Source organism: Bradyrhizobium sp. BLXBL-03 (assembly GCF_051853015.1).
Taxonomy (GTDB): domain Bacteria; phylum Pseudomonadota; class Alphaproteobacteria; order Rhizobiales; family Xanthobacteraceae; genus Bradyrhizobium; species Bradyrhizobium manausense.
In genome coordinates, this window is sequence record NZ_CP182470.1 from 2,868,714 (window position 1) to 2,890,534 (window position 21,821).

Annotated in this window: 21 protein-coding genes; 10 read left to right on the plus strand and 11 right to left on the minus strand. The window is 63.7% G+C overall.

What is annotated here, in order from left to right; genetic code table 11:
• Positions 1 to 24 precede the first annotated feature (24 nt).
• Positions 25 to 384, plus strand: coding sequence for a hypothetical protein (locus ACNJX9_RS13660; RefSeq protein WP_439409215.1), 360 nt, complete (start codon positions 25 to 27; stop codon positions 382 to 384).
• A 125-nt stretch (positions 385 to 509) separates the two neighbouring features.
• Here the strand turns inward: ACNJX9_RS13660 and ACNJX9_RS13665 are convergent, their stop codons facing one another.
• Both ACNJX9_RS13665 and ACNJX9_RS13670 read right to left on the minus strand, forming a co-directional pair.
• A complete protein-coding gene (locus tag ACNJX9_RS13665) occupies positions 510 to 1,328 on the minus strand; it encodes a quinoprotein dehydrogenase-associated SoxYZ-like carrier (protein ID WP_439409216.1) in 819 nt (272 codons plus the stop codon).
• Between the two features lie 53 nt (positions 1,329 to 1,381).
• On the minus strand, positions 1,382 to 2,308 hold the full coding sequence (locus tag ACNJX9_RS13670; protein ID WP_439409217.1) for a quinoprotein relay system zinc metallohydrolase 2: 927 nt from the start codon (positions 2,306 to 2,308) through the stop codon (positions 1,382 to 1,384).
• A 127-nt stretch (positions 2,309 to 2,435) separates the two neighbouring features.
• On the opposite strand from ACNJX9_RS13670, the gene ACNJX9_RS13675 reads away from it, so the two are divergent.
• Together ACNJX9_RS13675 and ACNJX9_RS13680 are read left to right on the plus strand one after the other, a co-directional pair.
• Entirely contained in the window at positions 2,436 to 3,314 is an 879-nt protein-coding gene (locus tag ACNJX9_RS13675; RefSeq protein ID WP_439409218.1) for a substrate-binding domain-containing protein, read from the plus strand.
• Positions 3,311 to 3,913 (plus strand): PQQ-dependent catabolism-associated CXXCW motif protein, encoded by a 603-nt coding sequence (locus tag ACNJX9_RS13680; protein ID WP_439409219.1) that lies wholly within the window; start codon positions 3,311 to 3,313, stop codon positions 3,911 to 3,913. Before ACNJX9_RS13675 ends, ACNJX9_RS13680 begins: the two co-directional genes overlap by 4 nt.
• A gap of 92 nt (positions 3,914 to 4,005) precedes the next feature.
• On the opposite strand, the gene ACNJX9_RS13685 is transcribed toward ACNJX9_RS13680, so the two are convergent.
• The 6 genes from ACNJX9_RS13685 to ACNJX9_RS13710 all read right to left on the minus strand — a co-directional run bounded on the left by ACNJX9_RS13685 (position 4,006) and on the right by ACNJX9_RS13710 (position 8,878).
• Entirely contained in the window at positions 4,006 to 4,305 is a 300-nt protein-coding gene (locus ACNJX9_RS13685; RefSeq protein WP_439409220.1) for a copper-binding protein, read from the minus strand.
• Positions 4,306 to 4,451: 146 nt separating this feature from the next.
• Positions 4,452 to 5,060, minus strand: coding sequence for a hypothetical protein (locus ACNJX9_RS13690; RefSeq protein ID WP_439409221.1), 609 nt, complete (start codon positions 5,058 to 5,060; stop codon positions 4,452 to 4,454).
• Positions 5,057 to 5,905, minus strand: a complete 849-nt coding sequence (locus tag ACNJX9_RS13695; RefSeq protein ID WP_439409222.1) for an ABC transporter permease — start codon at positions 5,903 to 5,905, stop codon at positions 5,057 to 5,059. The genes ACNJX9_RS13690 and ACNJX9_RS13695 overlap by 4 nt, the downstream gene beginning before the upstream one ends.
• Complete coding sequence (locus ACNJX9_RS13700; RefSeq protein ID WP_439409223.1) at positions 5,902 to 6,708, minus strand: ABC transporter ATP-binding protein; 807 nt, start codon at positions 6,706 to 6,708, stop codon at positions 5,902 to 5,904. Before ACNJX9_RS13700 ends, ACNJX9_RS13695 begins: the two co-directional genes overlap by 4 nt.
• Entirely contained in the window at positions 6,705 to 7,712 is a 1,008-nt protein-coding gene (locus tag ACNJX9_RS13705; protein ID WP_439409224.1) for a YVTN family beta-propeller repeat protein, read from the minus strand. The genes ACNJX9_RS13700 and ACNJX9_RS13705 overlap by 4 nt, the downstream gene beginning before the upstream one ends.
• Entirely contained in the window at positions 7,697 to 8,878 is a 1,182-nt protein-coding gene (locus ACNJX9_RS13710) for an ABC transporter substrate-binding protein (RefSeq protein WP_439409225.1), read from the minus strand. The genes ACNJX9_RS13705 and ACNJX9_RS13710 overlap by 16 nt, the downstream gene beginning before the upstream one ends.
• A gap of 128 nt (positions 8,879 to 9,006) precedes the next feature.
• On the opposite strand from ACNJX9_RS13710, the gene ACNJX9_RS13715 reads away from it, so the two are divergent.
• The gene (locus ACNJX9_RS13715) at positions 9,007 to 9,507 is read left to right on the plus strand and encodes a DUF3280 domain-containing protein (protein WP_439409226.1); all 501 of its coding nucleotides are present in this window, start codon (positions 9,007 to 9,009) and stop codon (positions 9,505 to 9,507) included.
• Positions 9,508 to 9,749: 242 nt separating this feature from the next.
• Here ACNJX9_RS13715 and fghA read toward each other — a convergent pair whose 3' ends face one another.
• Together fghA and ACNJX9_RS13725 are read right to left on the minus strand one after the other, a co-directional pair.
• Positions 9,750 to 10,595, minus strand: coding sequence for an S-formylglutathione hydrolase (gene fghA, locus ACNJX9_RS13720; protein WP_439409227.1), 846 nt, complete (start codon positions 10,593 to 10,595; stop codon positions 9,750 to 9,752).
• A 72-nt stretch (positions 10,596 to 10,667) separates the two neighbouring features.
• Positions 10,668 to 11,288 (minus strand): response regulator, encoded by a 621-nt coding sequence (locus tag ACNJX9_RS13725; protein WP_439409228.1) that lies wholly within the window; start codon positions 11,286 to 11,288, stop codon positions 10,668 to 10,670.
• A 211-nt stretch (positions 11,289 to 11,499) separates the two neighbouring features.
• Between ACNJX9_RS13725 and ACNJX9_RS13730 the strand changes: the two genes are divergently transcribed.
• From ACNJX9_RS13730 to ACNJX9_RS13755, 6 genes are all read left to right on the plus strand, one after another.
• Entirely contained in the window at positions 11,500 to 12,858 is a 1,359-nt protein-coding gene (locus tag ACNJX9_RS13730; RefSeq protein ID WP_439409229.1) for a histidine kinase, read from the plus strand.
• A gap of 180 nt (positions 12,859 to 13,038) precedes the next feature.
• Positions 13,039 to 15,507, plus strand: coding sequence for a TonB-dependent receptor (locus ACNJX9_RS13735; protein WP_439409230.1), 2,469 nt, complete (start codon positions 13,039 to 13,041; stop codon positions 15,505 to 15,507).
• 649 nt (positions 15,508 to 16,156) lie between these two features.
• Positions 16,157 to 16,924 carry a M48 family metalloprotease gene (locus ACNJX9_RS13740; RefSeq protein ID WP_439409231.1) on the plus strand — a complete coding sequence of 256 codons (768 nt, stop codon included), beginning with the start codon at positions 16,157 to 16,159 and terminating at the stop codon, positions 16,922 to 16,924.
• A gap of 516 nt (positions 16,925 to 17,440) precedes the next feature.
• Positions 17,441 to 18,271: a hypothetical protein gene (locus tag ACNJX9_RS13745; RefSeq protein ID WP_439409232.1), complete on the plus strand. Its 831-nt coding sequence runs from the start codon at positions 17,441 to 17,443 to the stop codon at positions 18,269 to 18,271.
• Positions 18,272 to 18,339: 68 nt separating this feature from the next.
• Positions 18,340 to 18,795: a hypothetical protein gene (locus ACNJX9_RS13750; protein WP_057750803.1), complete on the plus strand. Its 456-nt coding sequence runs from the start codon at positions 18,340 to 18,342 to the stop codon at positions 18,793 to 18,795.
• Positions 18,796 to 18,814: 19 nt separating this feature from the next.
• Positions 18,815 to 20,590 carry a S8 family serine peptidase gene (locus tag ACNJX9_RS13755; protein WP_439409233.1) on the plus strand — a complete coding sequence of 592 codons (1,776 nt, stop codon included), beginning with the start codon at positions 18,815 to 18,817 and terminating at the stop codon, positions 20,588 to 20,590.
• A 209-nt stretch (positions 20,591 to 20,799) separates the two neighbouring features.
• Here ACNJX9_RS13755 and ACNJX9_RS13760 read toward each other — a convergent pair whose 3' ends face one another.
• On the minus strand, positions 20,800 to 21,813 hold the full coding sequence (locus ACNJX9_RS13760) for an ABC transporter permease (protein ID WP_439409234.1): 1,014 nt from the start codon (positions 21,811 to 21,813) through the stop codon (positions 20,800 to 20,802).
• Between the last annotated feature and the right edge of the window lie 8 nt (positions 21,814 to 21,821).

Consider the following 21,821-nt stretch of genomic DNA (forward strand, 5'->3'; position numbering starts at 1 on the left):
TCGCAACCAGCCGGGAGGATGCTCATGAACTTTGCGGGACGTTTACGACCTGTTGTCGCCGCTATAGCTATGCTCGCGGCGACCGGCTATGCGGTGCGAGCCGAGGAGGCCAATGATTATCCCACCTCAGCGCGCGCGGAATATGTCTATGGCTGCATGAAAGCCAATGGCGAGACGCGGCAGGCGATCGAGCAATGCTCCTGCTCGATCGACGTGGTCGCCTCGATCGTCCCCTATGAACGCTATGTCACTGCAGAGACCGCGCTCAGCATGTCCCAGGTTCGCGGCAATCTCGGTACCCAGTTCCGGACCTCCGAGCAGGCGAATGCGGCCGTGAATGATTTGCGCAGGGCGCAGGCCGAGGCCGAGGTGAGGTGCTTCTGATTTAGCCCTGTCATTCCGGGGCGGTCCGAAGGACCGAACCCGGAATCTCGAGATTCTCAGGTGCGCAATTGCGCACCATAGTTCGGCTCTTTGAGCCGCCTCGGAATGACAGAGGGAAACAAGGACTACGTCCCGGACTTCTCCACGTCCCACTCGTTCCGGAACACGTGTCCGTCCGTGTCCTTGGCCTCCGCGCGGAATCGCTTGGCGCCGTTGGAGACATAGGTGAAGCGCAGATTGGGATCTTCCGAGATCGAGATGCCGCCTTCCATCGACAGCACCGGGCTGCCATCCTGCGTCAGCTTCAGCTGGTTGATGAAGAAAGCGGGGATATAGAGCTGGGTGACCTGATCCATCTGCAGGCCGGAATTGTTGGGATGGCCGATCATGATCTGGGCCTCACGGATGCGACTCGCAGGCAGGTCCTCGCGCGCGAATTGCCGGTAGCGCATCTGGCCGAGGTGGTTCTGGGCTTCCTCCGCGTTTTTCCCCGCCGGCGCCGAGCAGCCGCCTGAGGCCTTCACATAGGTCTTGGAGACGTAGAGCTGGCCGTCGCTAAGTTCGGCGACCGCATGCACATCGGTGTAGTTGTTGACGCGCACGCGCGTGGAGATTTCGCTGACATTGGCATCTGCGCCAAGCTCAAACTTCGCGGCCATCGGCGCCGGGTTGCGGTCGATCACCAGCGTGATCGAGCGGATGCGGCGGCTGTCAGCGGGCGACAGCTTGCTGCGCAAGGTCACCGGCACGATCGCTGCATCCTCGGCGCGATAGGGCATCTCGACGGCGATGACCTCAGTGCCGTCGTTGATCGGACGGTTGTTGAAGATATCCTGCACCAGGCCGGGCCAGGGATCGTAAGCCTCGTCGGCGCTCACAGGCAGCGCAAAGGCGATGCCTGTGAGCGCGGCGATCAGCGGCAGGCGGCGTATGAATCCCATCATGATCAAGGTCCTATGCGGACGAGGCGAATATCAGGGCGAAGGTAGCGCGCCCACTACTCCCATTCAATTTCAGAAAATGCTGCGGTTGCGTTGCGGGCGTTGTAATCGTCGAACAGTTCCCAATGCGACCGCTCCGTCGCGGCGGCCTTCTCGGCCGCGGTCCGGATCGGCTCGCCCGTCTTGTTCGAGGTACGGACGTCCGACAGCAGCGTCGTGAGATAACGCCGCTCGTCTGACAGGGCGGCAGGCCAATCGCTCACAGGGCCGTGACCGGGAATGACGCGGACCGCCGAAATGGCCTCCAACTGCTTCAGCAACGCAAGCCAGCCACGAAGGCTGCCGTCCATCACCGGGACGTGGCGGAGAAAGACGAGGTCGCCGGCGAACAACGTCTTCGTGGTTTCGTCGAACACGGTCAGATCGTTGTCGCTGTGCGCGGCTGGCCACGCCCGCAAGGTTATCAGGCGCGATCCGAGATCGAGCGTCATGGTGTCCTTCACCAGCAAGGTCGGCGGCACGATCTTCACGGGATCGATCAGTTCCCCACCCATGATGCGCCTGAAATTGTCGAGATAATAGGGGCCGCGCCTCGCCAGCGCCTGCGGCAGCTTGCTGTGGCCGACGAAGCTGGTCCCGTCGGCGAGAAAGGCGGCATTGCCGAACACATGGTCGGGATGGCCGTGGGTGTTGATGACATAGCGGATCGGTTTCCTGGTGTGGGCCCGTACCGCCGCCAGCAGCGCCTCGCCTTCGCGCAGGCTGCCGCCGGTGTCGATCACGGCCACTGCGTCCTCGCCGACAATGAAGCCGACATTGGCGATATCGCCTTCGTTCTCACGGGTCATCAGGGCGATGGTCCCGGAGTGCACGAAGATTCCGGTCGCGACTTCGCTTACAGGCAATTCGGCTGCCCCAGTGCGTGCTAGCGTCGCGAGTCCAAGCAGAGACAGGGCTGCGATCTTTGAAACGAGCTGCGACACTTTTCCGCCTCAGTTCAGGATTGGCCTCATTGCACTGCAACACAACGAGCCAACACCAAGTTGGCAACAAAGAGCGTGCGTCCTGCCTTGCATGGATAGCATTCGAGGGAAATGAGGAGGAAGCGCGATGGAGGCCGGACGACATCGTCGCTGGTTGGTTTCACTGTGCGTGATGGCGGCATCTTGTGCGATCGGCGGCGTTGCCCGCGCGCAGACGAGCGATGGTGGCGATCTCTCGTTCGAGCTGGTCGATCCCAAGGTGCTGCGGGTTTGTGCCGATCCGCGCAACATGCCGTTCTCCAACGAGAAGGGCGAGGGCATCGAGAACAAGCTCGCCGAGCTGTTCGCCGACAAGCTCGGCAAGAAGCTCGACTACGTCTTCTTCCCGCAAGCCACAGGCTTCGTGCGCATGACGCTGGGTGCGCATCGTTGCGACGTCATCATGGGCTTCCCGCAGGGCGACGACATCGTGCAGGGCACCAATCCCTATTACCGCACCACCTATGCGCTGGTTGCGAAAGAGGGCAGCGGGCTCGAGGATGTCGACACGCTCGAAGATCCCAGGCTGAAGGGCAAGCATGTCGGTATCATCGCCGGGACGCCGCCGGCGACCAACATGGCGATTGCCGGGCTGATGAGCGACGCCAAACCCTATCCGTTGATGATCGACACACGCTACGACAATTCGGCGCAGGCCATGATCGACGATCTCACCTCGGGGAAGATCGATGCCGGCGTGCTGTGGGGGCCGATGGCGGGGTACTACGCCAAGAAGGCCGGCTCGCTACACGTGACGCCGCTGGTGAAGGAAAGCTCAGGGCCAAAACTGGTCTATCGCATCGGCATGGGCGTGCGCGCCGCGGATCAGAACTGGAAGCGGCAGCTCAACAAGCTGATCCAGGAGAACCAGGGCGAGATCAACAAGATCCTGCTCGACTTCGGAGTGCCTCTGCTCGACGAGAATGACAGGCCGCTCGGCGTGGAGGCGGCCAAGAAGACGCCATGAGAGGGCCCCTTGCCGCTGCGCTCGTCGCCGCCGCGCTGGTGGCGCAAGTGTTGGTGCAGCAAGTGTTGGCGCAGCAGGTGTCGGCGCAGCAAGGTCAGGCCCGGCAGCAGGAGCCGTTCGAGCCGGAGGGCTATCGCACCGACAATTACCGCGCGCCGGTGCCGGCGACGCTGGAAGGCGCGCGCGTGCTGACGACGGCGGATGCCGAGACGATCTGGCGGGCGAAGAGCGGTGCTTTCGTCGATGTGCTGCCGCGTGCACCGAAGCCGAAGAGCCTTCCCGCGGGCACGGTGTGGCGCGATACGCCGCGGAAAAATATCCCGGGCAGCATCTGGCTGCCCGACACCGGCTACGGCGCGCTGCCGCCTGCGATGGATGATTATTTCCAGCGTGGCCTTGCGCAGGCCTCGCACGGCGACAAGGCCGCGTTGCTGGTGATCTATTGCCTCGCCGATTGCTGGATGTCCTGGAACGCCGCCAAGCGCGCGCTGGCCTACGGCTATGCCAACGTTGCCTGGTATCCTGACGGCACCGACGGCTGGGAGCACGCGAGATTGCCGATGGAGGACGCGCAGCCGGAGCCGCGGCCTGAACAGTAGGCCCGGCTCTCTCCCCGTCATTGCGAACCAACGGGGCCGCGCTTCGCGCGGACCCGTTGGCTCCCAATGACGGCGTGGGTAGGAGCGTCGCTCTACTGCTTCTGCAACTTCGTCAGCGTGCTCGCCCCGTCGGTGTCGGTCGCGGTGAACGTCACCCTGTCGCCGGCATGGACGGCATCCAGCATCGCAGCATCCTTGGCTTTGTACTGTTGAAGCGCGCCGGCGCCGCCGGCACTGCCGCCGACCGTGCCCTTCTGCATCTCCTGGATCGAGATCGTATTGTTGAGCCTGTTGATGCTGGTGACCATTCCGGTCTTGTCGTCAGCAAAGGCACTTGATGCGAGCACGGTGATGGCCGCAGCGCCTGCGAAAATGAATTTTGCTGTTCCCATCGAGGCCTCCGGCGTTTGATTCACGGGACAAGCCATCCTAGATCGATTTGGTTCCGGCAGATAGCGCGGCAAACATTAAGGATCGCACTGATATCGCGGGAACTTTTATGAAAGCCGTCAGCAGGATTGACGTTATAAGGCTCGCGCTATTCCATTTCCTGCTGGATCACCCGGCCGAGCGCGAACAGACGCTGATCGATCGCGGTCGGAACCTCGCAGACGAAGCGCACCACCTTGCGGCGGTCCTCGAAAATGCGGGTCTCCCAGATCAGCTGGTTGCTCATGGCGTCGACCTTGGCGTCGTCGCGGGGCGTTGCGTCCTGGAGTGCCTGGAGCTGGATGGTCTCCTCGCGGATCTTGTCGGCGGCCTCGCGCTGCTTGCGGCTGACGCGTTCAAGCCCGCTCATGACCTGGGAACGCTGGGCGTTGAGCGTGTCGAACAGGCCGGCGAACAGCAGCTTTGCGTTCGCGGTCTTGTCGGCGGCGCCGGCCAGGAACTCCTTCACCGACTTCTCGGCCTCGTCCAGCGGCGTCTTGCGCGCCGCGAGCTTGGCGACCAGCGCACTGACCTTGCTGTCGTCCTTCCACTTGCTCTCGGCGTCGCCTAGCTCCGGACCGGCCCAGACCGCGGCCAGCGAAATCTCCGGAACCTTGGCCTGCGCACAGGGCCAGTTGGGATAGCGCGGATCGGCGGCGCGCGCCGCCGTGGAGACCGCGAACGCAAGGGCCGCCAAGGCAAGGGCTCGAACCATCATCCTTCGCCTCCTGCAGGCCCGCGCCGCGCCAGTCCGCGCGAGGGATCATAGGCGAAAATCGCTGCCGTCATGAAGACGATTGTGCAAGCTCCGACCACGGCGAGCGAGATCCAGTTGATCTGTCCATACAGCGCGAAGCGGATCAGCTCCACCGCATGGGTGAACGGGTTGGCCTGGCAGACATAGGAGAGATAGGGGCTGCCCTCCTGCACCCGCCAGAGCGGGTAGAGCGCGGATGAAGCAAAGAACATCGGGAAGATGACGAAGTTCATCACGCCGGCAAAGTTCTCGAGCTGCTTGATGCCGGAGGAGATCAGCATACCCAGCGAGCCCAGCATCAGCCCTGACAGGATCAGCGCCGGCAGCACGGTGAGGTACCCGATCGGAGGCGGGGTGATATCCCAGAACCAGGCGATGATCAGGAACGCATAGACCTGGAGCAGCGATACCGCCGTGCCCGCGAGCAGCTTGCAGAACAACAGGAAGCCGCGCGGCAACGGGCTCACCAGCAGCGTGCGCATATTTCCCATCTCGCGGTCATAGACCATCGAGAGCGAGGACTGCATGCCGTTGAACAGCTGGATCATCGCCATCAGCCCGGGCGCGATGAAGACCTCGTAGAGGATGTAGGTCTCGTAGGGCGGGATGATGGAGATGCCGAGCACCTGGCGGAAGCCGGCAGCGAAGATGAACAGCCATACCAGCGGCCGCACCAAGGCCGAGACGAAACGCTCGCGCTGATGCAGGAAGCGCAGGCCCTCGCGCCAGACAATGCCGGTGAGGCAGGTCATGTACTCCTGTAACGAGAAGCCGCGCGGCGCCTCGCGCGTGGTGATGCTGCTCATGCACCGCCTCCCGGCATCACTTGCGCGCCCGTCAGGCGCATGAAGGCGGTGTTGACGTCCTGCGCGCCGGCCTCGGTGATGACGCGGTTCATCGGCCCCTGCGCCAGCACCTTGCCCTGGTGCAGCACGACGAGGTCGTCACCCGGCATGATCTCGTCGAACAGATGCGTGGCCCAGAGCACGCCGATGCCTTGCTCGGTCACGAGCTGACGAACATGGCTGATGATGTCGGCCCGCGCCTTGACATCCAATCCGACGGTCGGCTCGTCCAGCAGCAGCAGGCGCGGCCGGTGCAGCAGCGCGCGGGCGATCTCCAGCCGCCGCATCTGGCCGCCGGAGAGATCGCGCACCTTGCTGCCGGCACGCTCGCTGAGGCCAATGCGCGCGAGCAGCTCGGCGCTGCGCGCCGCCGCCTCGCGCCTGATGATGCCGTGGAGCGCCGCGTGATAGAGCAGGTTCTGCGTCAGCGAGAGGTCGAGATCGAGCGTGCGCGGCTGGAACACGACGCCGAGCAGGCGCAGCGCCTCGCCGGGGCTCTTGCTGATGTCATGGCCGAAGATGCCGATGCGCCCCGATTGAATGCCGAACAGCCGCGTGATCAGCGAGAACAGCGTGCTCTTGCCGGCGCCGTTGAGCCCGAGCAGGGCGGTGAAGCTCGCCGGCTGGACGTTGAAGGAGACGTCCATCAGCGCCCGGCGCTGGCCGTAGGCATGGCTGACACCGTCGATCGACAGCGCCGGCACCGCGGCGGGATTGGGCCGTGGCGTCTGGCGCGGTTCGGCAACAGGAGCGGGGCTGGTCATGGCGCGATCCCTGGCGCGATCCCTGGCGCGATCGTGATGCCCCAGGGCAGTTCGCCCACCTGAATGGTCTTGATCACCTTTTGCGCGGCGACGTCGATGACGGAGACGTCGTTGGAGACGCCGTTGGTGGTGAGCAAATATTTCTCGTCCGGCGTGAAGGCCATGTGCCAGACGCGCTGGCCGACCAGGAGATATTTTGTGACATTGCGCGTTGCGGTGTCGACCACGGCGACGCGGTTGGCGGGCCCGAGCGCGACGAACGCTGTTTTATCATCCTTGGTCATGCCGATCCCAACGGGCTGGATTGCCTCCTTCCGCAGGCCCGGAATTTCGAATGTGACCTTGCCGATCACCTCGTGCTTCCCGGGATCGACGATCGAGACGGTACCACCGATCTCGGAGGACACCCATAATTCGGAAGCGTCGCGCTTGTAACAGGCAAAGCGCGGCCGCGCATCCACCAGCACGTTGGCGACGATCTGGCGCGAGGCCGTGTCGATGAAATGCGCCATGTTGGTCGTCTCGGATGTGTTGATCAGGGTCTTGCCATCAGGGCTGATGGTCATGCCTTCGGGCTCGACGCCGACCTGGATATCGCCGAGGCGGGCGCGCTTCTCGAGGTCGATCACCGTCACCGTGTTGTCGTTCTCGTTGGCGACATAGAGCGTCTTGCCGGCGGCATCCTGGGTGAACAATTCAGGGTCGGGGCCGGAGGGCAGGGTGTCCACCACCGCTTGCGTCCTTGCGTCGATCAGCTGGATAGTGTCGTCGTCGCCGACCGCCACCATCACGAACTTGCCGTCGCGCGTGAACTCGATGCCGCGCGGGCGCTGGCCGACCTTGATGGTTTTTGTGACGGTCCAGCTGTCGGTGTCGATGACAGATACCGTGTTGCTTTTCTCGTTCGAGACATAGGCGATGAAGGCGTGCGCGGGCGCTGCCGCCAGCACCAGTCCGGACAGCAATCCCGCACGCAACATCCGCATCCTCATTTCAGCTTGCATTTGCTCTCCGGGCGATCGTAGCCGAGCGTGTCGAGCTCGGAGACCTGGTGCAGAAACCCTTCCTGCGGCGACACCGACACCACCATGCGGCCGTCGACCAGCAGGATCGGCTGCCGCAGCTGCAGATTCCAGTCGCGCAGTGTCAGCCTTGTGCCCTTGAACGCGGCGACCTCGAAATTCGGTCCCTTGATGAAGTCGGTGACCTTCTTGACGTCGCCGGAATTGGTCCGCGAGGTCGCTTCGCCAATCATGCGCACCGCGGTCCAGGCCTGCATGTCGAGCGCGGTCATGCGGCGCGCGTTCAGCTTGATGAAGCGGTTCTGCATCTGCGTCGCGCCCCATTGGTCCTGCGCCGCATCCCAGCTGCGCGGCACGAGGCCGGCCGAGCCGGCGACGGGACGGGGATCCCAGGTACGGTAGGGCAGATAGGCGGCGAACACCTCGCTTTCGTCAGCGGCGACAAGCACGTCATAGGCAGGCGCCTGTTGCGTGAACACCGGCATCTGCCGCTGGATCAGCGTGACGCCGCTATCCGTGCGCCGCGCGCCGCCGGTGTCTTCAAATGTGCGCTCCTGCACGATCTTGGCGCCGAACCGTGCGGCCGCGCGCCGCAGCGCATCGGCATAGAGCTTGTCCTCGTCATGCGAGCCGACCACGAGCAGCCAGCGCGACCATTTCTTCCACACCAGATATTGGCCGAGCGCATCTGCCAACATCGCGCGCGTCGGCGCGGTGTGGATCACATTGCCGCGGCAATCGGCCTCGCGCAGCCGCTCGTCGATGGCGCCGGCGTTGAACAGCAGCGTGCCGCGATCGCGCAAGGCGTCGGCGACTTTCAACAGCGCATCGGCCGGCAGGGCGGCGACAATGAAACCGTTGTGTTCGGCCAGCGCGGTAGCAGCCTGGACCGGATCTTCGCCCTCCCTGATGCGGTGCTCCTCGAGCGCGAAGCGCTGGCCGAGGAATTTGCCTGTCGTGTTGTTGTCCTCGATCGCGAGCTTGGCGCCGGCAACGCCGTCATTCTCGGCCGGCTGCTCGACCAGCGACAGCGTCGATCTGGTGCCGGCTAAACCGAGATAGCCGACGCCGATCGTCACGGGGTCGGCCGCGACCGCTTGCGCCGCTGCCAGACACAGGCCGATCGGGCCGAGCAACCATCGGATCATGCTTCCTCCGCAACCTCCTCCCCGGCTTGACCGCCGGTGGAGAATTGTTTCTGTTCAAGCATGACCGATTTGGCCGGGCTTGCAACCCCGCATTTGGTCGTCGCAACACGAGGCTTGGAATCACGATCATGCGAGCGCTGATATATTTCGCAGCTTTGCTGCTGATGGGGTCGCAGGCAGCCGCCGATCCGCCAAAACTTGCCGTGTTCGATTTTGAGCTGATCGACACCAGCCTGCCCGGCGAGTTCTACGGCTCCAAGCCGGAAGAGGCGCGGCTCGATCGCATCAGCGAGCAGCTTCGCAAGGCGCTGGCAGAGTCAGGCAAGTTTCAGGTGCTCGATATCGCGCCGGTCAGGGATGCGGCCCGTCACAGCAATCTGCAGGCCTGCGGCGGCTGCGACCTCAAGCTTGCCGGACAATTGGGCGCCGACCTCGAGATCACAGGCATGGTGCAGAAGGTCTCGAACCTGATCATCAATCTCAACATTTACCTACGTGACGTGAAGACCGGCAACATGATCACGGCCGCCAGCGCCGACATGCGCGGCAACACCGATGAATCCTGGACGCGCACGATGAGCTATCTGATCCGCAACCGCCTGCTCGCGCCGAATTACGGAAGGCCGTGAGGTCTTCGCCTCTCCCCGGCCGTCATGCCCGGGCTTGTCCCGGGCATCCACGTTCTTTGTGCTGCGTGGCAAATCGTGGATGGCCGGGACAAGCCCGGCCATGACGCTGTGGAGACAGATCGTAGGGTGGGCAAAGGCGCACTTGCGCCGTGCCCACGATCGATCAATGATTCGAGACAAATCGTAGGCACCCTACAATACTGCGGTTGCGGAGATATACCCACAAGGGAGAAGGAAGAAGCTCACCCCTTCAGCCGCTCCGCATGCCAATGCAGATGGTCGCTCATGAAGGTCGAGATGAAATAATAGCTGTGGTCATAGCCCGGCTGCCGCCGCAGCGTCAGCGGGATGTTGGCCTTGGTGCAAACGGCCTGCAGCAGCTCGGGCTTGAGCTGCTGTTTCAGGAAATTGTCGGCCTCGCCGACATCGACCAGGAAGCCGGAAAACTTTGCGCCGTCCTCGATCAGCGCCACGGTGTCATGGCTGCGCCAGGCCTCCTTGTTCGGACCGAGATAGAAGCTCAGCGCCTTGATACCCCACGGCACCTGTGATGGCGCCACGATCGGGGCGAAGGCGCTGGCGGCGCGGTAGCGGTGTGGATTGCGCAGCGCTACCGTCAGCGCGCCGTGGCCGCCCATGGAATGGCCCATGATCGATTGCCGCTTGGCATCGACGGGAAAATGTCCCGCCACGACCTTCGGCAATTCGTCGGTGACATAGCTCCACATCCGATAGTTGCGCGCGAACGGTGCCTCCGTCGCATCGACATAGAAGCCGGCGCCCAGGCCGAAATCATAGGCACTGTTCGGATCGCCAGGTACGTCCGGGCCGCGCGGCGAGGTATCAGGGGCGACGAAGATCAGGCCGAGCTCAGCGCAGGCTTTGCGGAATTCGCCCTTCTCGGTGACGTTGGCATGGGTGCAGGTGAGGCCGGAGAGATACCAGACGACGGGCAGCTTGGCGCCTTCGGCATGCGGGGGAACATAGACCGAGAACACCATATCGGTTCCGGTCGCCATACTTGCATGGCGATACACGCCCTGCACGCCGCCATGGGACTTATTGGTCGAGACAGTCTGGATCGTCATGCCTGATGGCTCCGTGGCATCTCGCCACATCGAGAATGCAATGCGTGTGTGACCAAAGTTTGTGGCGCGCGTTCAGGCGACGCCGCTGTCGATCGCCAGCCGTACCAGCTCGACCGAGGTCTTCACCCCCAGCTTCTGGCGCATGATCGAGGAGGTGTTGGCGACCGTCTTGTAGGACGATTGCACCAGCCAGGCGATTTCCGACAGGCTTTTTCCGGCGCTGAGCAGCCGCAAGATCTCCATCTCGCGCGCGTTCAGCTTCGACAGCGGGCTCTGCGCCAGTGCGGGCCCCGCGAAGGCGATGCTGCGCGCGATCTCACTCGGCAAGTAAGTTCCGCCAGCGCCGACGGCGCGGATCGCCTCGACGAGATCATCGGGATCGCCGGTCTTGGAGACGTAGCCCCTGGCGCCGCATTCGATCGCGCGCGCGGCGAAGGCGGGGTCGTCGTTCATGCTGAACATGATGATGCGGGCATCCGGCGCGTGGGCGAGGATGCGGCGCGCCAGCTCGAAGCCGGAGACGGTCGGCAAATTGATGTCGATGATGCAGAGGTCGGGGCGCTCGACGATGAAGACGCTCTCGCCATCCTCGGCGTCGGCGGCCTCCAGGATCTCGATCTCGCCTTCGTCGGCCAGCACGGCGCGGCAGCCGGAGGCGACAATGGGATGATCGTCGACGATCAGAATGCGCATAGGCGTTCCCCGCGACAGCACCGGACTCTTCGGTTTCGCGTTTTCGCGTGAGTTTCGCGATTTCGCGCCGCATGATGCCGAACGAGAAGCTTGTCGGCCCATGCAACCCGGCCGGGATTGCTGTACGCTTCCGATTAGATATCGGGCGCTTCGCCCCTGTCAACGCTATTGGGCAGGCGCGAGCGATCCGCAGCGGGTACGGGCGAAAGCAATGTGGCAAAATCTTTCCTTGCGCGGGCGCATCAACCTTCTGCTGGCGCTGCTGCTTGCCCTCGGGCTCGCGGTCAACATCGCCCGCCAGGTCGCGGAAGCGGGGCCGCGCGTGCAGGCCGAGGACCAGAGCGTGATCCGGCTGGCGCGCGAATTCATCGAGATGATCGTTGCCGATCTCGACGAGGCGCCGGATCCCGATGCGAGGCTGAACCGGATCGCGCACGATCTGAACCGTCTGCGTCATGTCAGCATCGCGCTTCGCGATGCCGGCGGTAACCCGCTGACACCACCGCGGCCCGATGCCGATGACGATTCGTCGGGGCCGCCGGCCTGGTTCGTCAGCCTGGTTCATCCCGAGCAAACCGCCGTCAGCGTGCCTGTTACGGTTCATGGCAAGCCGGGCTCGCTGGTGATCACCTCGCATCCCAATGACGAGATCGCCGAGATCTGGGACGCCATCGTCACCCAGCTCGAGGTCGGCTCGGTGATCGCGCTGGTGCTGTTCCTGGTGATGATGACAGTTGTCGGCCGGGCGCTTGCGCCGCTCCAGTCCCTGGCGCAGACCATGGGCGAGCTCGAGGGCGGCGACTACGGTGCACGCGTTGCGCCCGGTGGCGCGCCTGAGTTGGCTGCGATCTGCACCAGGCTCAATCATCTGGCGGCGACACTCGGCGAGGCGGTCGAGGACAAGCGGCGCCTTGCCGAGCGCGCGGTGTCGCTCCAGGACGTCGAGCGCAAGGAGATCGCGCGCGAGCTGCATGACGAGTTCGGGCCTTATCTGTTCTCGCTGCGCGCCCATGCCAGTGCACTGGCGAAGCTGGCCGACGGACGCGCGCCGAGTGCTGACGCCGTGAGAAAACACGGTAGCGCGCTGCTGGAACAGATCAACGCGCTGCAGCAGTTCACGCGCCGCGTTCTGGAGCGGTTGCGGCCGGTCGGCCTTGCCGAGCTTGGCCTCGGCAAGGCGTTGGAATCGCTGTCGCGGCTGTGGCGGGAGTCGCATCCCGACGTCACCATCGAAACCACGATCTCACCCGCGCTCGGCGCCACCGGTGAGACGGCCGACCTCACCATCTATCGCGTCGTGCAGGAGGCGCTCACCAACGCGTTCCGCCACGCCGGCGCGACTGCGATCGTCGTAGTGATCGAGCCCGCGGAGCAGCCGGGCCGCGATGGTCGCTGCTGCGCGCGTGTGCGGGTCAGCGACAACGGCCGCGGCATGGAGCCTGGCCAGAAGCTCGGCTTCGGCCTTGTCGGCATGCGCGAGCGCATTCTGGCGCTCGGTGGCACGCTCAACGTGGCCTCAGGCGAGGGTGGCGTCACTGTGGAAGCATTGGTTCCAACCGCGGCGGCCTGATCGCGCCCGGTTCAAGCAGGAAAATTCCCGATCGGGAATAATTCCCGATTCCGTCGGGAAAACGGGTGCGGATAGCCTACGACCTTTTGTGGCTAGTGCATCAGGTGCCGCCGATTACACTCGTCTCAAACCATCAGGCGAACATGAAAACAGCCGGTGGTTACGGGTGGAACGATGGGAATGCGCTGGGCTGGACACACGCGAGGTCTCTTGGTGGCCTCGGTCTCATCAGGTCTGATGTCGGGATTCGTTCTCGCGACCGACGCGCGCGCCGCGCAGGACGAGGAGACCAACGTCCAGAATCTGCCGGCGGTCGAGGTGGTGGCGCCGCAGCCGGTCGCGCGTCGCGCGCCGCCGCGCCGCGTCGCGCGGACAGCTGCGAACGCAGGCAAACCAAGGAGTAGTGGCAGGATCTACGTCTATCCGACAGCGCCCGGCAGCGGCAGGGGTCTCGAGGTCGACAAGGTTCCGTCGGCGATCAACGCGGTTGACGCGGGCCAGATCAAGCGCACCGGCTCGCTCAACGTCACCGATGCGCTGCGCGACAACATCGCGGGCGTCAGCATCAGCGAGGTCACGGGCAACCCGTTCCAGCCCAGTGTCGAGTTTCGCGGCTTTATCGCCTCGCCCGTGACGGGCACGCCGCAAGGCCTCGCCGTGTACCAGAACGGCGTGCGCATCAATGAAGCGTTCTCGGACGCCGTCAACTGGGACCTGATCCCGACCGCAGCGATCAGGTCGGCGACGCTGGTGACCAACAATCCCGCCTTCGGCCTCAACGCGCTCGGGGGCGCGATCAATCTGCAAATGAAGGACGGCTTCACCTATCAAGGCGCAGAGCTCGATGTGATGGGCGGCTCGTTCGGCCGCATCCAGGGCTCGGCACAATGGGGCAAGCAGGTCGACCAGAACTATGGTGTCTATGCCGCGCTCGAAGGCCTGCACGACAACGGTTTCCGCAACTTCTCCCAATCCGACGTGCGGCGCTTCTATGGCGATGTCGGCTACATCAAGGGCGAGGCCGAATTCCACGTCAATGTGGGAGCCGCCAAGAACGATTTCGGCGCCAATGCCACCGTTCCAGCCGAGCTGCTCAATAATTACTGGGGCGCGACCTACACCACACCGCAGACCACTTCCAACCGCGTCGGCTATCTCAACCTGACGGCCAAGGCCGACGCGACGCCGACTTGGACGCTTGAAGGCACCGCGCATGTACGCCGGTACGAGCAGAAGATCGTCGATGGCAATCCCACCAATGTCGGCGAGTGCACGGCGGACGCGACGCTGCTGTGTTTCGGCGACGGTGCGACGCCCGCCAACGGCACCAGCGGCATGCAGCTTGGCAATCCCTTCGCGCCGGGCACGATCCTCGGCGAGATCGACCGCAGCTCGATCCGCTCGACCAGCTTCGGCGTCTCGGGGCAGGCCACCAACACCGATCAATTGTTCGGGCACGAGAACCGCTTCGTGATCGGCACCAGCTACGATGCCAGCACCACGCGCTACGATGCCATGGCGGAGATCGGCTCGATCGGAGAGAACTATGTCGTGACTGGTAGCGGCGTCTTCCTCGGGCCATCAGGCACGATCGCGACCGGGCTTGCCGGTCCCGTCTCGCTGCGGACGGTCAATCAATATAACGGCCTCTATGCGACCGATACGTTCAACGTCACGGATGCCTTCGCGATCACAGGGGGCGCCCGCTTCAACGTGGCGCGCATCTCGCTGGAGGACCAGCTCGGCACAGCGCTCAACGGCGACACCACCTACACAAGATTCAATCCGGTGATCGGCGGCACCTACAAGATCACGTCGGAGCTGACCGCCTATGCCGGCTATTCCGAGGCCAACCGCGTGCCGACGCCGCTCGAGCTCGGCTGCGCCGATCCGCACAATCCCTGTCTGATCGCAGCGTTTCTGGTCTCCGACCCGCCGTTGAAGCAGGTCGTGTCCAAGACGGTCGAAGCGGGCTTGCGCGGCACCAGGGAGCTGAACATCGGCACGCTCGGCTGGAAGATCGGCGGCTTCCGCGCCAACAACTATGACGACATCCTGGCCGTCCCCGTCCCTGATCGAACCGGCTTCGGCTATTTCAGCAATGTCGGCCGGACACGGCGGCAGGGGCTGGAGGCCGAGGTCGACATCAAGTCGCAGGCGCTTCAGTTCCAGGCGAGCTACACCTTCATCGATGCCCGCTTCCTCGACCCATTGACGCTCGGCTCCAACAGCCCGTTCGCCGATGCGGAGGGCCATATCCAGGTCTTGCCAGGCAACCAGATCCCCGCGATCCCGCGCCACCGCGTCAAGCTCGGCGTCGATTACGCCATCACCGACGAGTGGAAAGTCGGCGGCAACGCACTGTTTGTCTCCAGCCAATACCTCGTCGGCGACGAATCCAACCAATATTCCAAGCTGCCGTCCTACACGGTGTTCAACCTGCACACCTCCTACCAGGTCACCAAGAACGTCCAGCTCTACGGCAAGGTCGACAATGTCTTCGACGTCAGATACGCGACCTACGGCCAGTTCTTCGACACCGGCGCGCTCCCGAACTTCACGAACGGCGGCAACCCCTTCACCGACCCGCGCTCGCTGAGCCCGGCAAGGCCGCGCGCGTTCTATGCGGGGATGCGGGTGACGTTCTAGGGCGTTTACTCATACATCCGCCCGTCCTCATCATCCTCTCTGGCATCCTTTTGTTCGTTGCCGAGCTTGCCGGTGCGCGCGCTCACAAATCGCTGGACAGGGGGATGGCCCGGGCTCGTGACCGTCCTATGCCGTCACCAGCGGCGACCGCCGCCGCAGTAGCATCCGAAGCGCATGACCAAACCATCGTTTATCTTGAACAGGGGCCCCGGTTCCTGTGACGCTTTCACCCGGGCAGACCTTGTGGATACCGGGACTTCGGCATGAAACTGGCATGACGGCGCACTGTGAGACCCATATTCTTTCGCTTTGAGCGTGCACAAGGGGACAGTGTACAAGGGGGACAACGGTGATTAACGCTGGCGTAAGCCCGATAGCGTTGCGTGGTGATCGGCACGGCCATGATGTCGTTGTCGGCTTCACACCGGGCATTTCGTTCGCTTTGGTGCGACATGCACCGCGAGAGATGCTGCGCGTTTTGCGGTGCGGCCCTACCGTCAGCGTGGAAATGCATTGGCTGTCGGGAGAGCCGGGCATCTTCCTGCGATGCAGGATCGAGCTGAGCCCGAAAGACCAGTGGCGGTTGCGGCATCGGCGGCACGCCCATCAGGCTGCGAACCATCAATCATCCCAATTGGCGATCCTTTCAATGACGTTGCTGCTCGCCGTGTGCGGCTGGATCGTCGGTGGGGCCGAGGGAATGCAGCGGGCGCTCATGGGAAGCACGCCCCGTCCCGACGAAACGATCATCTCGCGCGAGAACATGTATCGCTGGTTCGGCGCCCACCTGCTGTCCCACGCCGAGGTGCCGGACCTGTTCGCCATTCTGACAAGGGTTTGCAGCCGGGCCGGCCTCGTGCGATTGCCGGATCTCTATTGCCTGCCGGCACCGCGCGACATGAATGCCTATGCGCTTGGTGGACCGGAACGCAGCGCCATCGTGCTGACCGAAGGCCTGCTGCGCGGCATGACGCGCGACGAAGTTGCCGGGATATTGGCCCACGAAGTCGCTCATATCCGCAACAATGACGCCTGGACGATGGGCTGGGCGACGGCGTTGCGACGCGCGATCGAGTGGACCTCGCTCGCCGGTCTCGCGCGGCTGCGAAGCAGCCATCATCTCACTGGCATGACATCAAGCCAGCCATTGGCGACGCTGCTGAGCGCAGCCCCGGCTCTCGGCCAGCTGCTCGGACTTGCGCTGTCGCGCGTGCGTGAAATGGATGCGGATGCAACGGCGCTCGAGCTCACCGGCGACTCGCGAGCGCTCATCGCCGCGCTCGACAAGCTCGAGCGCCATCACACTGGCTCTGCGCCAAGTCGCACGTCCGCATTTGTGAATGATCCGGCACGCTTGCTGCGCAGCCATCCCGCCACCTTCGAGCGCGTCGGCACCTTGCTCAACCTCGCGTACTAAAGCGCGTTGAATCGTCATCGCTGCAGTCGCTGAAGTTGATGCCGATGCACATCGGAAGGCTCGTTGACCAGGCAAAGAGTACTGACGAAAATCCCGGCTTGAAATTTTTGCGGAGTTTGATTGCTGCCAAAATATCGCCGCGCTTTCGCGAAACTATTTTGGCGTGAGTACGTTTTTCGCGTCTCTGCTCATTACAGTACCGGGGAGACACCAGCGTAATTGCCTAGCGTATGAGCGGACGTAAGACATAAGCGATACATCGTCGGCCACCATGCCGGTGAGGAAAATCCGCTCCACATCTCTCGACGGCTTCATTTTGCCGCTCTAAAATTTCCTACCGTCGGCTTGTCACTTAGTGGGGGACGCAACTCGCGCCTTCCATGCGGGCGACATTGCTTGCGGCTGAGACATCCGTACCAGACATTTGAACTCGAAGGTCCAGCGCCGTCGCACCGGCGCGACGGATCGCTATTGCCGGCGAAGAGGTCGCGTCTGCGACCGGCCTTCGCAGGATTCTTGGAAGGATTTTTGGAAGGGAAGGATTTTTGGAAGGGTTTTGGGCTGAGGGCACCAACCATCGCAAGGAGGCAAGCGATGACCTATTACGATACCCTGCAACAGAACCTCGCGCATGGTTCGCCATTCGGACAATTCGGGCCGCAACAATGGGGCTTGGGAGCATCGCAAGGCGGCCAGCAATATGGAGGCGGCGGCCTTGGATTGGGCCAGGCGGCCTATGGACAGCAACATGGTCAGTTCGGCGGTCAGCCGACCTTTGGCGCGTTTGGATATGGCCCCGGCTGGGGCGGGCAAACGGGCTGGGGCCAGCAATGGGGCGGACAACAGCGCCAGCTGTCGCAGCAGGACGTGAGTGAGGTCGTGCGGCAATTGATACCGGCGCTGCCTCAGATTCTCGCGCAAGCTCAGAACCCGTTCGCCAGCATAGGCTATGCGGCCTACGGCCAGGCGCCGCGGCAGCTAAGTCCGCAAGATGTGAGCGAGGTCGTGCGGCAGATCCTGCCCATCGTGCCGCAGATCGTGGGAATGCTGCAAAGCCAGCCCCAAATGCAGCATTCGGCCATGCATGGCGGTCCCGGTCAGGGGCAATTCGGAGGCCTCGGTCAATTTGGCCTCGGCTATCCAACGCAAACTCAGCCCACGCAGATGTGGGGCACCCAGTTCGGCGCACCGCAGTTCCAGGCGGCATTCGGCGGTGCTCAGACCAGCTTTGGCCAGCAGCGGCAACTGACGCAGCAGGATGTCGCCGACATCACCCGCCAGCTGATCGGCGTCATTCCGCAGGTCATCGGTAACCTTCAGGCCTACGGCCAGCAGCGGATGATCTGACTGCGCAGTAAGGCGCGACCGCCGCCAAAAGCGGCGGTCGCGCAGCGCATCCTCGAAGGAGAACCCTCATGTCGGATTCCAATCCCTCCGCTGCATCGTCACAGCGCCACTCCTCAGACATTCAGCAGCTCGTGGGCCTGCTCAGCAATTTGATGCCGCTGCTCCTGCGCCTGCAGTCTCAAGGGTTCGAGCAGCCGTTCCGAACCGTGCCCGGCAGCTTCCCGATGCCGAACCCGGTGCTCGATCATCAGGCCGCGGAAAGCATGATCGGGGACATGATCGCAGAATCATTACGTTCGCTCTCTGCCTATCTGGAGGCCAACGCGGCACAGCATGCGGGCCTCGAAAACTGCGTCTCGGTCGTCACCCAGGCAGCCAATAAGTTTACCGAGCGGGATTTTGCACAGGCCTTCAACCTGATCTATTTCGCCTATCGCGCGATCGAAGCCGCCCGCGCAGCCGATCCCCGCCTTCCGGTGCTGCGACAGGCTTCGATGGATCGCACGCAATCTTCCATCCACTGAAATCGAAGGAGGCGACGCCATGGCAATAAGCCCAGATGATGCGCGACCGACCTCAAGCGACAATCGACGTAAAGCAGTGCGCAGCACTCAATACATGATCGCCCCAGCGGGCCCCGGTGTCAGCGCTCAAACGCTGGCCGAACAACTCAACCAGTTCGGCAACATCCTGTGGACCCATGACCAGCGCGGCGTCAGTGGTCCGCCAATTGCGATCGTGCGCATGCCTGACGAAGCCGCCGCCGCCTTGCGCCGCTCCACGGCCGGCAGCCTGATCATCGAGCCGGATAGCCATCTGAGAGCTGCATCCTTTGTCCGCCCGGCCTCCTCTTTCATCCCGGCGGCCACGACGATGACCGCACTCGGGCCGGACTTGAAGGTGACCATCCGGGTCCTCGGCGAAGCAGGTGCGCCGGTCGAACAAGCAGTTGTGCAGCTCGTCGGCGAGCAGGCGTCAGTGCAGGGACGAACGGATGGGGATGGCAGCGTCGTTCTGACGCTGCAGGACGAAGTGCCGGAAACGATCGCCGCCGTATTCGTGAGCCCGCGCTCCGGCCATTGGGGCGTGTGGCAACAGCAGCCCAATATCGAGGCCGATGCGGTGAATACCCTCACCCTGAAACCGTTGCAACTACCTGGCGGGCTGGATTGGGGCGGCGAAGCGATGCGCTTCGATCAGATTCCGAACCAATGCCGCGGCGCTGACGTCAAGGTCGCTCTCATCGACGGCGGCGTGGCGACCAGCCACAAGCAATTGGCTGACATCAATCACGGTATCGATGCCAGGGGTGGCGACGAACGCTCGTGGTCCAATGACGTCACTGGCCACGGCACGCCTTGCGCGGGCATCATCCGTGCGGCTGCACAGGCAGATCACGGTATCCGTGGCTATGCCCCGGACAGCGAGCTGCATGTTTACAAGCTTCCAACTGATGCCCGCTGCAGCGACCTGATCGCGGCGCTCGATTACTGCCTGCAAAACAGTATCGACGTGGCGTTCGTCGGAGTCGGTTGTGAGCGCGGCTCCGTGCTGGTCGAGCAGCGCATTGCCATGGCCAAGCAGCAAGGCGTCAGCATCATCGCCGCTGCCGGCAACTCCGGAGCGGGCGTACTGTTTCCGGCCTGTTCCCCGCATGTCATGGCAGTCGGTGCTGTCGGACGGATGGGAAGCTTCCCGGAAGACAGTCCGCAGGCGGCGCAGGCCGCAGCTGCCACTGCGGCGGCGGGGGGGTTGTTCGTACCGCCGTTTTCCTGCCGCGGGCCCGAACTCGACCTGTGCTCGCCCGGTGTTGCAGTCATTGCCTGCCAGTCGCCGGGCGGCTACGCCGTCTGCGACGGCACCTCGCTCGCAGCGGCTCACGTTGCCGCGCTTGCAGCCTTGATCCTCGCCGACCACGCCGACTTCAAGGGCACCTTCATCGCCAAGGATGCCCACCGGGTCGAACGGCTGTTCCAGATTCTGAAGGATACGGCGCAGCCCGTCGGTCATCCCTGGCAGACTGGAGCCGGGTTGCCGGATGCGGCCCGCGCGCTCGGCGTCTGGTCCGATCAGCCGCCCCTTGCCATGCCTCTGAATGCCGGACTCCGCGAGATGCGCAGCGCCATTCGGCAGCTCGACCGGATGCCATTCGGCGCAAGCCAGGCGATGATATACGAGCCGCCGCGCGGCCCGGCCAACGTGACGCGGCTTCCGCTGAATCCGGCCCCTCTGGCGTTCCGGGCTGCCGGCGCGGGAACGGCGACGGTGCATGAACTCAGAGCAGCGATGACGCTCGCGGGGCTTGCGGAGGGACGGTAGAACATGATCGGGACCCGCAGTCCCTGATGATGCCAGCATACGCCTGTTTTGCCCGACGGAGCAAACGGTATTCTGTTTTTCGGAAATCTTGTGCTCGAACAACGAGCTCATGCGCGATGATTGGTCATCCCGATCGCATGGCGCATCAAGCCATTGATTTCGCTATCCCCGGCTACTGTGCATGGGGTTGTTTTCGGCTCACGCCGCCGTCACCCCTCGAGCGGGGCCGCCGTGAGGCTTGCCTGGGTCCGGCCCTTGGCCGCGCTGACGCGCTGCCGGCGCTGGACCAGGTACTGGTCGGCGAGCACGCCGATCAGGATCACCGCGCCCATCACGGCGAAATTCAGCGAGCTCGGGATGCCCAGGAGATTGACCAGGTTCTGCAGCACCTGCAGCAGCACGGTGCCGAGCACGACGCCGACGATCGAGCCTTCGCCGCCGCGCAAGGAGCAGCCGCCGAGCACGGCCGCGGCGATGGCATAGAGCTCGTAGAACGAGCCGTGCACGGCCGGCGAGATCGAGCGGGTGTACATCGCGAACAGGATCGCAGCGAACGCGGTCAGCCCGCCGCAGATGACATAGGCCGAAACCATCACGCGCTCGGAGCGGATGCCCGAATAGCGCGCGGCCTCCTCGTTCTTGCCGACGGCATAGAGATAGCGGCCGAACACCGAGCGGTGCAGCAGCACCCACGCAACGACAGCGACGACGATCAGCGCCACGATGCTGTGCGGGACCGGAAAGCCGAGCACATTGGTGCGGCCCGCGGTCAGCCATTCCAGCGTCGGGAAGCTGGCGCCGAAACCGAAGCCGGCGGTCGCGTCCTCGGTGTAATAGCGCGCCGCGCCGCGATAGATCAGAAGCCCGCACAGCGTCACCACGAACGGCTGGATATGCATCCGCGTCACCAGCACGCCGTGCACGAGGCCGATCACGAGGCCGCTCGCGATGATCGCGGCAACGGCGAGCATCCAGTTGACGTCGTGATTGACGATGAGATCGATGAAGAGAACGCCGAGCAGGGCGATCACCGATCCGACCGAGAGCTCGATCCCGCCGATGATGATGACGAAGGCTTCCGCGATCGAGAAGATGCCGAACATCCCGACCTGGTTCAGCGTGTTGGAGAGATTGCCGACGTAGAGGAAACGCGGATTGATGAAGGCCACCACCGCGCCGACGACGAGGATCAGGACCAGCAGGCTCAGATCTTTCTTGTTCAAGGCACCCT

Coding starts and splice junctions, on each gene's coding strand:
- ACNJX9_RS13660 (WP_439409215.1), top strand. CDS start 25: ATGAACTTTGCGGGACGTTTACGACCTGTTGTCGCCGCTATAGCTATG.
- ACNJX9_RS13665 (WP_439409216.1), bottom strand. CDS start 1,328: ATGATGGGATTCATACGCCGCCTGCCGCTGATCGCCGCGCTCACAGGC.
- ACNJX9_RS13675 (WP_439409218.1), top strand. CDS start 2,436: ATGGAGGCCGGACGACATCGTCGCTGGTTGGTTTCACTGTGCGTGATG.
- ACNJX9_RS13680 (WP_439409219.1), top strand. CDS start 3,311: ATGAGAGGGCCCCTTGCCGCTGCGCTCGTCGCCGCCGCGCTGGTGGCG.
- ACNJX9_RS13685 (WP_439409220.1), bottom strand. CDS start 4,305: ATGGGAACAGCAAAATTCATTTTCGCAGGCGCTGCGGCCATCACCGTG.
- ACNJX9_RS13690 (WP_439409221.1), bottom strand. CDS start 5,060: ATGATGGTTCGAGCCCTTGCCTTGGCGGCCCTTGCGTTCGCGGTCTCC.
- ACNJX9_RS13695 (WP_439409222.1), bottom strand. CDS start 5,905: ATGAGCAGCATCACCACGCGCGAGGCGCCGCGCGGCTTCTCGTTACAG.
- ACNJX9_RS13700 (WP_439409223.1), bottom strand. CDS start 6,708: ATGACCAGCCCCGCTCCTGTTGCCGAACCGCGCCAGACGCCACGGCCC.
- ACNJX9_RS13705 (WP_439409224.1), bottom strand. CDS start 7,712: ATGCAAGCTGAAATGAGGATGCGGATGTTGCGTGCGGGATTGCTGTCC.
- ACNJX9_RS13710 (WP_439409225.1), bottom strand. CDS start 8,878: ATGATCCGATGGTTGCTCGGCCCGATCGGCCTGTGTCTGGCAGCGGCG.
- ACNJX9_RS13715 (WP_439409226.1), top strand. CDS start 9,007: ATGCGAGCGCTGATATATTTCGCAGCTTTGCTGCTGATGGGGTCGCAG.
- fghA (WP_439409227.1), bottom strand. CDS start 10,595: ATGACGATCCAGACTGTCTCGACCAATAAGTCCCATGGCGGCGTGCAG.
- ACNJX9_RS13725 (WP_439409228.1), bottom strand. CDS start 11,288: ATGCGCATTCTGATCGTCGACGATCATCCCATTGTCGCCTCCGGCTGC.
- ACNJX9_RS13730 (WP_439409229.1), top strand. CDS start 11,500: ATGTGGCAAAATCTTTCCTTGCGCGGGCGCATCAACCTTCTGCTGGCG.
- ACNJX9_RS13735 (WP_439409230.1), top strand. CDS start 13,039: ATGCGCTGGGCTGGACACACGCGAGGTCTCTTGGTGGCCTCGGTCTCA.
- ACNJX9_RS13740 (WP_439409231.1), top strand. CDS start 16,157: ATGACGTTGCTGCTCGCCGTGTGCGGCTGGATCGTCGGTGGGGCCGAG.
- ACNJX9_RS13750 (WP_057750803.1), top strand. CDS start 18,340: ATGTCGGATTCCAATCCCTCCGCTGCATCGTCACAGCGCCACTCCTCA.
- ACNJX9_RS13755 (WP_439409233.1), top strand. CDS start 18,815: ATGGCAATAAGCCCAGATGATGCGCGACCGACCTCAAGCGACAATCGA.